This is a genomic window from Peribacillus sp. NPDC046944, assembly GCF_050272735.1.
GTDB lineage: Bacteria > Bacillota > Bacilli > Bacillales > DSM-1321 > Peribacillus.
In genome coordinates this window covers 281371-294129 of sequence record NZ_JBNNML010000001.1, presented here as the reverse complement: position 1 = coordinate 294129, position 12759 = coordinate 281371, and the positions used below count along the sequence as shown (strand labels likewise).

Here is a 12759-nt window from a genome sequence, read left to right as displayed (position 1 = left end):
AGTGAGTATAGAAAGAGAAGAAGTGCAGAATATACTAGCTGCACTACCAGAAGAGTATGTTTTTATTCTTAAAGATATTTTAGAAGCCGAAAAGGAGATATTACATCGTAAGAATCTACAAGGTACAAATATTACTGGTGTGATAATGGATATTGTTAAGGAACGGGTGAAATAAATGTTAATTGAAGAAATTGAATTAAAGAACTTCAGGCAGTATCTTGATACTCAAACTATTATATTTTCAAAGTCTCCAACAAGAAACGTAACAGTTATCCATGGAGAAAATGGATCGGGTAAGACAGCTTTATTAAATGCTTTTAGCTGGTGCTTTTATGGAAAGATAGATTTGCCAAATGAAAAAAATATTATTAATGAACATGCTATTAAAAGTGCAGATCCGAGAGAAGAGGTAGAGGGCTCCGTAACCATTAAATTTAGTGACCATGAAAAATTGTATATATTGAGTCGTAAAATTACTGCTCGAATAGGTAATGGTGGAGAGATTACTTATACAGAACCTGAACTCCAATTAGATTATAAAAATAACGGTAATTTAGAAAATATTTCAAATCCTACAAATGAGATAAATAGAATTCTACCTGAAAACTTAAGAAGCTATTTCTTCTTTGATGGAGAAAGAATTGATAATTTATCAAAGGATAATAGTACTAATGAAGTTAAGGATGCAATTAAAAATATTATGGGTTTAGAAATACTGGAACGTGCTGTAAAACATACTAAAGATGCAAGCACAAAATTCAGATCTGAATTGAAAAATTACGGGGATCCTCAGACTGTTCATTTGATTGAAGAAATAGAAGAATTAGAACTTAAGAAAAGGGATTTAGAAGATAGAAAAAAACTGTTATTTAGCAATTTAGATGCAACAAAAAAACAAGTAAAAGAAATAGAAAATAAGTTGAAATTAATAGAAGGATCTCAAAAATTGCAAGAGGAGAAAGAAAAGAAAGATATAGAATTTGAAAATATTCAAACCGAATTGAATAAGCTAACAAAGGAAATCACAGAATTTGTTAGTAGGAGTGGTTATATAGCATTTAGTTATACGCCTATTAATAAATCTGAAAGTATAATTAATGAAAAAGAATTTGAAAGTGGAGGATTACCTGGGATACGTTCTTCTGTATTAATTGATGAATTAGTTGAACGCGGAGAATGTATGTGCGGAACAGAAATAAAAGAAAATTCTTCCTCTTATGCACACTTAATGAGAGTGAAAGAGACATTACCACCGCAAAGTTTGGATAGTGCAATTGTAAACTTTAGATCAAATATAAAGACTATTAAAAGTGAACGATCGCGGTTTTATGTGCTTTTGAAGGAAATGAAACAAAAAGAGATAAGTTTACAAGGCGTTAAGCGTAGAATTAATGAAGAAATCCTAGAGATTAAGTCAAAACTAAATGAAAAAGATTCGGAAGAAATTTCTGACTTATTAATAAAATTAGAAAAACTTGAGATAAACCAAAGTTCAATAGAAAGGGATATTGGCGGAGTTGAAATTAAATTGGGTCAGGTAACAACACAACTTCACGAAAAAGAAAAAGAACAGAAAAAAATAAATTCTATAGCTGATAAAGCTCAACTAGCACAGAAGAGGATTGATGCTTGTCAGGTACTGGTACAGTCAATGGATAGTATTTATCAAATCCGTGAAAAACTGGTTAGAATACAATTACAAGAAAAAATTTCTGATGTATATAAGCAATTTCTAAGAAAAGGCTATCATATAAGACTATCAGAACAATATGCATTAAACGTTTTTAATCAAGATGACAACAAGGTAGGGATGTCTCAAGGTGAGAGACAAATTACTAGTCTTTCTTTTATAGGAGCTATTGTAGATCTTGCTAGAGATCAATTTAACAAAGAAATTAAAAACTCATTTGAAGAAGGAGGTATTTATCCTCTTGTAATGGATTCACCCTTTGGTGCGCTAGATTCAGATCATAGAGAAAGAATTGCTAAGGGAATTCATAAATTGTCGGATCAAGTGATTGTAATTGTCTCAACTTCACAATGGCGAGGAGAAGTTGAAGGACAAATGAAAGAATTTATTGGTAAGGAATATCACTTAAAATATAATGATCCAAGAATAAATAAGCATGAGCCATTTGAATATACTAAAGCAATTGAGGTGGATTAAGATTGTATAGAAGATTAAGAAGACCAAAAGATCAAGAAGAGTATTATATAAAATTAACTGATCAAGAAGAATTTGGAATATTCACTACGTACAAAGATGTCTTTATGGCAGCTGGAATCTTAGGATTCATGGAAAAAAAGAAAAGAGAATTCACTGCGTCATTAGAAGGTTTAAATTGGAATGTTTTCAATCTTGAAACCGATGAGACTGTAATTAATGCTATTGCAGTCAGTGAGACAAACGATCCTAAGCTTATTAATACTGACGAAGAAACTTTCGATAAAAAAGTTCAAATATTTGAGGAATATGCAGCAGGAGGAATAGAGATTTTATATAAAAGGGTTATGGAAGATCCAAAAAAGGCATTGAATCTTTATATAGATTATATTATGTCAATGGAATCAGAAACAACAGCACAAGAAAGAAATTTGAGGGATATTGCTGACTTATTAACATTTTAAATTAAAGGCGGTATATCCGCCTTTTTTATTATTAGAAGTACTTTTTGAGAGCCTTTTCAATAATTTTGGAACGACTTAATCCTTCTATTTCCGAAGTATTTGTTAATTGAGTTAATAAACTTTGATTAATAAAAATACTAAGTTCTAGCTGCTCATTATTATTTGAGGCATGTCTTTGAACATTCCAATTATGAATGAGCTCCTTTAATGTGTTAATTTCTTCTGTATTGAAAATAAGCTTTTCATTTTTAATTAATCTATACTTTTTATTTGGTGTTTCAATAGGTATGCTTAAATATGAATGTGGTTCTTTATTATCAGCATTAAGAGAATTATTAAATGATTCTTGGGAATAAATAAAATCATGTTTATCAAGTTCGTTTAATAAACTTTTAATATTTATTTCTCTTTTTTTAAGTTCTTCGATGGTAGTGGTTCCTTCAAGAAGTTCAGCTGCAACATTTTTTAATAAGTCAATCTGATTTTGTTTAGTCCAAATATTCAATAGATGATTATAATGATAATTTTCCTTTTTAAGAGTAAAACGCAATGCACTTGGTTGTGTTTTAAAGATTACAGCAACATCCTTCATTGATTTACCGCTATTTATTAGTTCAATGATTTTAGGGATATTTTCAAAAACATCCTCCTTTTCCCACTTTTTATTTTTTGAGTTATAATTATAATTATAGTTGTTTAATAATTTCTCTAGAGTTGAAACAAACCTTATCCTATTTTTAGAGCCCCTAACGTACTTACCTGATAAATCATAAATAGTAAGTCCCGTGTCTAATAAATGTATTAATTCTTCAAAGAGTTCTTTTTCCTCAAGTTTAGACCAATAATTCATAAAATCATAATAATAATATTGATTAGCTATTAATAAGTTTTTTAAGTCGGATACTGTCATATTATTTTGTTTACTAATAAAATCAATTGAAATACCCTCGTTGATTGAATTACATATTTTTTCTAAATCCAAATTTTCATACTGCTCATTTTTATTAGTACCAGGAATGCCTTTTTCTTGGGTATTAACAGAAGCACTGTCAGAGAAAAAAACTTGGTTTTGTTCTAGAAAGTTCTTTTTTTTATCAGTTAGTGAAGAATCGTAATTTTGTAACTCCCATAAACCTGTTACTTTATCATAAAAGTAATTAGATTCCTCTAAAATTTCAACAATCTTTTCAGAAGGATAACCATATTGGGATGATATTGTTTCAATTGCTTTTCCGCCATTTAACAAGTCAGCAATTTCTGAAGAGGGGTGTTTATAATCATCTTTCTTTTTTTCTATATATCCATTAATTATATTTAGAATATCCATATTTTTATAGACCTCCTTTTATCTAGAATGGTATTTTATGTTATTGTATCAATTTTTTGAAGACTTTTATACCTTAAACTAAGACTCTGTTATGAGGAAGGGGAAAAGATAAGCATAAAAAAACAATTGTAGGGAACCCTACAATTGTTTAAATACATTTAGCTCTTCTTCCATAATAGAGCTAGACAGGGAAAAGCGAATAGTAGATCTAACTTCGTCGATGGTTAACCCTATTGCAGATAATACGTGAGATGGTTTAGTTGAGCTGCATGCAGACCCTGTAGATACAGCCATTAGTGGAGCTAATTTCTTCACTAATAATTCGTTATTTATTCCTTTGAATTGAACACTTATGACCCCAGGTATTTTATTTTTTGAATCGTTATTAAACTGAATTTGTTCTTGGAATTTTTCTGAAAGGATACCAACTAATTTTTTTTCCAAATTAATAAGCTTCGTATAATTGCTTGTTAATGAGTTGTAGGCTATTTCCGCTGCTTTGCCTATTCCTACAATATTGTGAACAGCTAAGGTACCACTTCGAAGACCCTGCTCTTGTCCACCCCCATGTAATAAAGGTGTGAACTTGGTCAATATATCATACTGATCTTTTTTTATATATGCTGCACCGATTCCTTTTGGTCCATGGAATTTATGTCCAGAACATGATAAGAAAGTGATACCTGGATAGTCAGATAAATTAATGTCTATCTTTCCAGTCACCTGTGTTGCATCTGTGTGTAAAAAGATTTTCTTTTCTTCACATAATTGAGAGATTGAAAGAAGGTCATTTAATGAGCCTAGTTCATTATTCCCCCAAATAACGGAAACAAGTATTGTGGACGTTTTAATCTCTTTCCTAAGTTCCTCTAATGAAATTCTTCCATACTGATCTACTTCTAGGTATGTAACTTCATACCCCTTTTTTTCTAGGTATTTACATGTTTCTAATACTGATGGGTGTTCTACTGCTGTAGTAATAATATGATTACCTTTATCGGAATAATAATCAGCGACTCCTTTTATGATCATATTATTACTTTCAGTTGAACCACTAGTAAAGATCACTTCTGAATCAGAACATCCAAGTAAAGAGGCAAGAGATTGCCGGGCCTCTTTGACAGATGTTTTTGCGTTTTCAGCTACGGAATAATATTTACTAGAAGGGTTACCGAACTCTTCCATTAAATAGGGGAGCATTGCATCTTTTACTTCTGGATGGAGCTTGGTTGTTGCGCTATTATCCAAATAAAGCATACTTATCACCTAATTTTCCATTTTTAATAGATTAATTAAAAGCTTTTCATAATTACCGGCATGTTTATATTCGCTATCTAGAATTTTTATACCTCTTTCTAAATGAGCATTAAATAGATCAGGAAAGTACTCTTCATCTGGAATATTTCTCTTTGCATGCTGTTTTATTAATGCTTTAAATAAGTAATCATTCTCCCCAGTTAGTGCATTACGGTGAATATCTACACCCGATTTATTTTCCACTGCATTAGGAAGACAGGGGTCTTTTAGAGAAAGCATTATTGCTATACGGGCTAATACATTCCAGGTTAATCCTGTACTAGCTTGTAAGTCTATTAATGTGTCTCCAGTATATTTGGAAGTCTTTAATCGGAAGTTCATACACTTTCTCCAATCTTTTTAAAAGAAAAATAATGATCAATGATTTTGGTCTTTTTATATTCGACATTAAATTCCAGCATATATTCTTTGGAAACGAAAGGTTTCAATATTTCATAATGCTCTGTATCAATTTCACTATCCGTTGACAAGATAATAGCTTGTTGTCCACAATTAGGAATGAAATACTGAAGAACAGCAGTTTTATGAGTCTTGTCTAAACGACCAAGTAACGTATCAAAGATAAATGGAACCTTTCTTCCAGAACTCTTGAAAATGGCCCAGATTAACGATATCAGAAGGATTTGTTTCTCTCCAGCCGATAGTGTCGTTTTTTCAATCGAATCCTTATTAGAATCTAATAGTATAATGTCGTAGGTGTTTTCATCTATATGGATAGATGAAATATAGTTTTGTTTTCTTAATATTTTTCTTAACATTGTGGTTGCTGCAATTTGTACTTCTTGTAGTTTTTTCTTTAATTGTATTTGCCTAAAACGTTTACTTAAAGTAATGATTTTTTGTGATTCTAAGAAAGAACTTTGTGTTTTTTCATTATCTTTAAGCTGAGAATGGATTTTTTGTAAAGCATTGGATGTAGATTCATAAGAACGATTTAACTCCATCAATTTTTCTTCAGATTCTATGACCTTTGCATCTAATTCAAAAATAACTTTTTGTAATTTCTCCATTTTTTCTATCATTTCACTAAATTCATTTGTAGTGTCATTAATTTTTAGTGCTGATCTCAGCTCATATAAAGATTTTAATTTAACTTTATTATCTTCAATAATGTTTAAGATATCCTGTTTAGTATAATGACTTATCTTGGTGTACATACTTTCTATCAAGCTGCTCTCAGAAAATGAAGCATCATGTATCAGGATTAAATTTTCTTCTGGCTGAACTATATTTAGTATTTTTTTCTTGAGCATTTCCTGATTATTTTCGGGGCTAGAGATAGATTTTAGAATGTCAGTGAGAGCCTCAACTGATAGCTTTGAATCCAATTGATCATGAAGGTGAAGAGATTCTTCGTCAGCTAACTGTTTTCTTGTTTCACCTAGTAAATTTGCACCTAATACAAAGGGAAGGAGTGAGGATACAAACTCTTTAATTTGCTCTCCATTTTGTTTTCTCTCTTGTTCCAAAGTGTGAATTTGATTTAATATGCGTTCTCTTTCTGCTTTAACCAACCCACCATTAGTATCGAAAAGTTGTTTTTCGTTATTATAGCTATCTTGGTATTCTTGTCTCTTCAATTTATATTCGTTAAGCTGAGTAGTTAAATCATTTATATTCTTCTTAATCATTTTTTCTGTGTTATTTAATTCGTATAAATCTTTTTCAATCGATTCCATTTTTTTGAGGTCAATATTTTGATTGGAATAGGACTCTAAATCAAGTTCTAATACCTCGAATAAATCCAAATTGAATACTACTTTAGACAGATTCTTTAGATAGTCAGACAAAAGGTCTTCATTCACGATTCTTGAGATATCTTCTCCGTCAAATAAACATAAATCTAATAACTGTGGAGGCATGACTTCTTTTAACTTGGCGTGAAAAAGCTCTTTATCATAAGTTGATAAATGCTTTCCATTAGCTATGATTTCGAATGTCTCTTTTAAACTTTCATTTTTAAAATTCCAGTGCCTATAAAGGATATAATCAGTTTTTTCGTAACCATCAACTAATGTAAACTCCAGCTTTATACGAAAGTTATTTTCATTTATTTTTTTTGCTTCATTGTTAAGAATGTTTTTAACTCTTTTATAGTAATCGTTACTCTCCGTTTTAAACCCGAAAGAGTATGCCCCAAAAAGCCCAAGTTTAATGGCATTTAAAAGGGTTGTCTTGCCTGCACCATTTTCCCCACCAATCAAGATGACATTTTTATCATGTTGGGTGCGGAAATCGAATGTATTGCTTCCTCTATATGCGCCTATATTAGTTAATTGAATTTCATTTATTCTCATGCGTTGCTCCTTTATTTCTCTATAAGATGTAAGTAGTCTTGTTTTAGTGCTTTGCTTATATCGTCCATTAAGCCACGTCTTACTCTTAAACCGGAATATTCTTTTTCAATAGCAACAAGCTTTTTGACAACATTTATATCAACTTTATATTGGTCGCATAATAGTTCAAGGTCAGATACTTGTTCTTTATCAAATAGCGGTCGATCATCTAACTCCCATTCAATTTCATTACCTATAATTTTTTTGTGCATTTCTGGAATTGGATCATCCCACTCGCCATTATCAAACCAAATTTTTCGAATTGCCTTTAATTCATCGATGCTTATCAACTCATAGTAAGGATCATCAGGATGAGTTAATTGGCTTTGTACTGTAAGAAGGTTGTTTAGTATTTCTTTTCTTGTTTGTATAGTAAATGGTCCAAGCCCAAGTTGTGCGTATTTTTCAACGATTTGTCCGTCGAGTAATTCCTCTTCATAGGTCACTAAAATTTTATGGTCGCTTGCTTCGCTAAGATCTATATTATGTTCTGAAATATATTCTTTAAGATTTTCTTTTTTTACATGATTGTATTCGTTTAAAGGGACAAGTTGTTTTGCTCTACTTGATTTTTTAGGGATTAAGACATGAGGTACACCTTCAATGTCTTCAATTTTTACTTCATTATAATAGATTTGACCATTCATTCTATATTTCATCCTACGCGTACGATCATCTCTAATTGTAGTTAACCAGTTTCTAAATTCAAGTAGAGGTTTCATCCAGTCATGACCGCTTTGAATAAATCCAGTTAATGCTTTATCTTCATTTACTACTGTACAAACCCAGCAGCCAAAACGGCTATTCCCACATGATCCAGCATTTTCTTTAATCGTTTTATCTATGATAAGCGGGCATTCTCCACTATTTGAATCTTGATATAGTCTATGAAGTTCGTGATTATCATCTCCCCAAGGGCATGGATGGTTAAGTAAGTAATCCCAAACGTCATCTAGAGAAAAACTTCTAATTGGTGCATAGACATAAGCGTTTGAAAGAGTTGAATGACGCATAAATAACTTTCCATCAACTGTATGGGACCGTATAACATTCCCCCTAGTAACACTTTCATCTTCCCTGACGCCTAATACCATGATTACTTCTCCAAATGATGATACTTTATCCATGATAAACTGATTAGCAGGATCGATTTTTAAACGGTCCGTACACCATCTGAATTGCTGGTTAGGAGTTGGATAGCCCTTACCTATAATATTGACCCAGAAGGATTGTTTAATGATAGGCTTTACTTTATGTGTTTCAATAGGTAAGTCGCGTGAGAGTGCTTCATCTTGTATACGTCTCAAAGTTTGATTAATAGAATTAATGATTAATGGTGTTTCAACTAGTGTATCGGAAGAAATGACATATACCTTTTTATGCAACTCTTCTTTATTTAGCTCGCTTAATGCTTCGAAAATAAGTTGTACCACTACGGTAGAATCTTTTCCTCCACTATAACCGACTACCCAGGGACGGTTGTCCATTTTGTAGGCTAGTTTAATTTGTTTTTTTGCATCTTCAACAATTGGCATTTCTTTTGAAAATAAACTACTAATAATTCCTTCTGCCATTAAACTTTCACTCCTTTAAAAAAATTATTTTCTAATGCTTGCTCTTGCTCTGTTAGAGGAATATCAATTAATTGTTTTATTTTATTAGCGGTTAACTGTATGGTTGAGCTGTTTTTTTGAATTCTGCCATTTTGATTAAAGGCTCGTCCTAACCAGTCATTTGTATTAACCCGTGTCCAATCAATTTTTGAAAGTCTCTTAATATATTGTGGCCAATTATTTTCATGATATTTACGAAGATAACGACCTACAAGACCCACAGCTTCTATAAATACACCATGTCCTACAATATAATTAGCTCTAAGTTCACGTGTGGTTAATTCTTTATTTAAGACCATGTTCCATTCTACTATTGATTCACATAATGTACTCCAAAACTTAACCAAGAAATCTTCATCTTCCTGGTTAATATTTTCTCCTTTACTTTTTCCAAGTAGGCGCAAGTTCGTATTAAAAATGTGATTTAGCGCAAGAATTTTAGGTGAGTTTTGTGACAGAGAAACTCTCTCTTTATCTGTGTATCTAGTTAATAATGGGACACTAGTAATGATATCTTTTGTAATCATAGCCAATCGGTCTCGATGATCGTATAAAATGCCAATAGAAGATGTAGTATTTACTGCATGTCGATTTAAATCGGAAAACATCTGCTGAGATTTTTTTAATCCTTCATCATGAAAAAAAACGACTGAAATTGTTTCATTAGCGATTTCGGGTGAAAGTTTTAAAGCTTCTTCTATAGCTGCACGTCTATGCTGTCCATCATTAATTAAGAATCTAGATTCTAAAGAGATCTTTAATTGTCCAAGATCATTAAATCCAACTTCATTTTTAAAAGGGATAAAAGCAATATCACCATCGATAGAGGCTGTAATGGAAGAGAACACATAATCTTTTGGGTTCTCAACAATGTAATTTGTGATATCTGGAATCCTAGCCTTATTTAAGATACGTTGTGAGCGATGTTCTGGTGGAATTTCTTCTTCATCAAAAAGAAAAATTTTTGGGATTATTCTAAGAGGACACATCACAACGTAATATTCTTTATCACCTTGTTTCCCTCGAATAGCAGGGAAATTATAACTGAATATGGCATCCATAAACAAACCTCCTAATTACGTACGTAATAATTAAATAAAGTATAAACGGAATAGTAGTAAATTACAATAATCTACTACGAACCTTTATTCGTTTTCGTTAAATATTTGAAGTCTATTGGGAGTAATTGGGTTCTTTTACTTGTTAATTACCTATATGTTAAAATGTATCGTAAATGATTAATACTATCGGAGTTGAACTAAATGAATCTACAAGAAGGTTATTTCCTAAGGTTCTTAGAAAATATAAACCCTGTAGCAGCTTACAATGCAAAAAAAATGGATGAATTAATATTTGAAGATCCAAGCAGTGCTATTGTGAAAGCAAGACTATTTGCAGAAGAAATTTTAAATCAAGTTTTTAAAATAGATAACATTCAAGCACCCTATCTTTCTTCGTTACATGAGAAGATTAACTACCTATCCAAGGAAGGATATATAAAAAGGGAAATTCAACAATCTTTTGATGTTATTCGTCTTTCAGGAAATAAAGCAGCGCATGATGGGAAGTTTAACGATATAACTGAGGCATTCAAATTACACAAAGAAATGTACAAAATTGCGGTTTGGTTTGCTGAAGTCTATTCTTCGGATCATCTGAAATTTCCGGTTTATGACATACCGAAACCCCGAGATAATATTGAGGATATTGTACAGAAAAAGATATTAGAACTTTTAGGCATGGGTACAATTCAGCCAGCTCAAGAAAATATTGAGCCTTTGACAGCCACAGATATATTGAAGGAAAAAGAGAAGACTAATTCTATTACGTTGACTAAAGACTTAGGACCGGGACAAAGTTATTTATTAAGGGAGTTAATTCGATTAAAGGACTCATCCCAGGAAGCTGTTGAAAATGCTAGTCAATTTAGCGAATTTAAGGATTATTTGCACGTTACTCGTAAGATTCAAGAGGATTTAGAGAATATTCTTGAGGAAAATCACAGAAGAGAAAAGGGAAATCTCATTTTACTATGCGGAAGTGTAGGAGACGGAAAATCTCATTTACTGGCTTATTTAAAAGAGAAAAAGCCGGAAATCATTAATGAATATATCATTTTAAATGATGCGACTGAAAGTTTCTCACCAAATAAGAATGCTATGGAAACACTGGAAGAAGTATTGAAGAATTTCTCTGATGAAAAAATCGAGAAAACTACGGAGAAAATTATTTTAGCTATTAATATGGGGGTTTTGCATAATTTTATTAATATGCAGCACAAAGAATTCTCTTATAACAAGTTAAGATCATTTGTTAATGGTAGTGATCTATTTACTCAAAATATAACAAGTCATTTCAGTGACCAAACTTTTGATTTACTTAGTTTTGCAGATTATCACTCGTTTGAACTGACTGAATCAGGACCTTTATCTTCTTTCTATTCTACTTTATTAGAACGAATCTTTTTACCATCTCAGAATAATCCGTTTTATTTAGCTCAAATGGAAGACGAAAAGAATAATATTGATACCATGGTTCATGAAAACTACCGATTCATGCAAAGTCCAACAGTTCAATTTCAGGTTGTACAAATAATTATCAAAACAATTATTAAACAAAAATTAGTTATTTCTGCGCGTGCCTTTCTAAACTTCATTGCAGATATCTTAATACCAGATGAAAATCTAAACATCAATTTATTAACTCAAATACAATTACTTGAGTTTTCAGTACCTAATTTAATGTTTAATAGGGCAGAGAGATCGTCTATTTTAGAAGCGGTAAGCCAGTTAGATCCAATCCATAATCGATCGAAGCATATCGACCAACTTGTAGTTGAATTAAATACGCTTAATGATTGGTCAAAAATCATCAATGAATATATTGAGGATGATACTTCAAAAGCCTGGCTTAAACCGTTCGATAAAAATAGTTTAACTGACCAAACGGCTAATTTGTTTTTTGAAGCATTTATTCGAATAACATTTTTAACTAATAAAAAATTCTCTTTAAAAGTAGAAGAAAGTAGTTACAAAAAATACCTAGAGCATCTATTCTACTTTAATATAGGAAGTAAAAAGAAAATCAAACATTTTTATGATGAAGTTAAAACCATAATTTTCAAATGGAAAGGCAGCCCAGAAAAAGATTATATCTTCTTAAATAGACCTAATAAAAACTATCGTTTAGCCCAAAAAATGAATTTAAAACCAACCATTGAACACCTTGAAGAGAATAAAAAAGATATTTTAGAAGCGTTTAAATCGTCTATCTTATTGGCTTATGAAGGAATAAATGATCAGAAAATCTTTTTAGATATTGATTATCCCCTTTTTCAATTGTTAACAAAAGTGTACGAAGGGTACCGTCCAAATAAAAAAGATGAAGAAGACGCAATTAAGTTTGTAGAAATAATGGAAAAGCTTATAAGTCTCGGAGACAAGAAGAAGGAAATGCTTGTATGTTTCCCTAGTGATAATAGATCTTATAAGATTAAGCGTGATGACTTTGGTGCTATTGTATTTGAAAGGGAGTAATA

General features: G+C 31.4%; 10 protein-coding genes. 4 read left to right on the top strand and 6 right to left on the bottom strand.

Annotated features, from left to right (window positions below; genetic code table 11):
* The first annotated feature begins 1 nt into the window (after nt 1).
* From ACQKIC_RS01480 to ACQKIC_RS01470, 3 genes are read left to right on the top strand one after another with little or no spacing between them, the layout of a single operon-like run.
* A complete protein-coding gene (locus ACQKIC_RS01480) occupies nt 2–175 on the top strand; it encodes a hypothetical protein (protein WP_402873352.1) in 174 nt (57 codons plus the stop codon).
* Complete coding sequence (locus ACQKIC_RS01475) at nt 176–2167, top strand: AAA family ATPase (RefSeq protein WP_427590818.1); 1992 nt, start codon at nt 176–178, stop codon at nt 2165–2167. It abuts the gene before it with no gap.
* 2 nt (nt 2168–2169) lie between these two features.
* On the top strand, nt 2170–2628 hold the full coding sequence (locus tag ACQKIC_RS01470) for a DNA phosphorothioation-associated protein 4 (protein WP_402873358.1): 459 nt from the start codon (nt 2170–2172) through the stop codon (nt 2626–2628).
* A 31-nt stretch (nt 2629–2659) separates the two neighbouring features.
* Here the strand turns inward: ACQKIC_RS01470 and ACQKIC_RS01465 are convergent, their stop codons facing one another.
* From ACQKIC_RS01465 to dndB, 6 genes are all read right to left on the bottom strand, one after another.
* Entirely contained in the window at nt 2660–3955 is a 1296-nt protein-coding gene (locus tag ACQKIC_RS01465; RefSeq protein WP_427590817.1) for a hypothetical protein, read from the bottom strand.
* Between the two features lie 138 nt (nt 3956–4093).
* A complete protein-coding gene (locus tag ACQKIC_RS01460) occupies nt 4094–5212 on the bottom strand; it encodes a cysteine desulfurase family protein (protein ID WP_427590816.1) in 1119 nt (372 codons plus the stop codon).
* A 9-nt stretch (nt 5213–5221) separates the two neighbouring features.
* Nucleotides 5222–5593 carry a DNA sulfur modification protein DndE gene (gene dndE, locus ACQKIC_RS01455; protein ID WP_427590815.1) on the bottom strand — a complete coding sequence of 124 codons (372 nt, stop codon included), beginning with the start codon at nt 5591–5593 and terminating at the stop codon, nt 5222–5224.
* Nucleotides 5590–7569 carry a DNA sulfur modification protein DndD gene (gene dndD, locus ACQKIC_RS01450; protein WP_427590814.1) on the bottom strand — a complete coding sequence of 660 codons (1980 nt, stop codon included), beginning with the start codon at nt 7567–7569 and terminating at the stop codon, nt 5590–5592. Before dndD ends, dndE begins: the two co-directional genes overlap by 4 nt.
* A gap of 11 nt (nt 7570–7580) precedes the next feature.
* The gene (gene dndC / locus ACQKIC_RS01445) at nt 7581–9182 is read right to left on the bottom strand and encodes a DNA phosphorothioation system sulfurtransferase DndC (RefSeq protein ID WP_427590813.1); all 1602 of its coding nucleotides are present in this window, start codon (nt 9180–9182) and stop codon (nt 7581–7583) included.
* Nucleotides 9182–10282, bottom strand: coding sequence for a DNA sulfur modification protein DndB (gene dndB / locus ACQKIC_RS01440; protein WP_427590812.1), 1101 nt, complete (start codon nt 10280–10282; stop codon nt 9182–9184). The genes dndC and dndB overlap by 1 nt, the downstream gene beginning before the upstream one ends.
* Before the next feature lie 201 nt (nt 10283–10483).
* Here dndB and dptF point away from each other — a divergent pair, with 201 nt between their 5' ends.
* Entirely contained in the window at nt 10484–12757 is a 2274-nt protein-coding gene (gene dptF / locus ACQKIC_RS01435) for a DNA phosphorothioation-dependent restriction protein DptF (RefSeq protein WP_427590811.1), read from the top strand.
* Nucleotides 12758–12759 lie beyond the last annotated feature (2 nt).

Excerpts from the sequence above, each read along its gene's own strand:
- dndE (WP_427590815.1), bottom strand. The coding sequence starts at position 5,593 with ATGAACTTCCGATTAAAGACTTCCAAATATACTGGAGACACATTAATA.
- ACQKIC_RS01465 (WP_427590817.1), bottom strand. The coding sequence starts at position 3,955 with ATGGATATTCTAAATATAATTAATGGATATATAGAAAAAAAGAAAGAT.
- dndC (WP_427590813.1), bottom strand. The coding sequence starts at position 9,182 with ATGGCAGAAGGAATTATTAGTAGTTTATTTTCAAAAGAAATGCCAATT.
- dptF (WP_427590811.1), top strand. The coding sequence starts at position 10,484 with ATGAATCTACAAGAAGGTTATTTCCTAAGGTTCTTAGAAAATATAAAC.
- dndB (WP_427590812.1), bottom strand. The coding sequence starts at position 10,282 with ATGGATGCCATATTCAGTTATAATTTCCCTGCTATTCGAGGGAAACAA.
- ACQKIC_RS01460 (WP_427590816.1), bottom strand. The coding sequence starts at position 5,212 with ATGCTTTATTTGGATAATAGCGCAACAACCAAGCTCCATCCAGAAGTA.
- dndD (WP_427590814.1), bottom strand. The coding sequence starts at position 7,569 with ATGAGAATAAATGAAATTCAATTAACTAATATAGGCGCATATAGAGGA.
- ACQKIC_RS01475 (WP_427590818.1), top strand. The coding sequence starts at position 176 with ATGTTAATTGAAGAAATTGAATTAAAGAACTTCAGGCAGTATCTTGAT.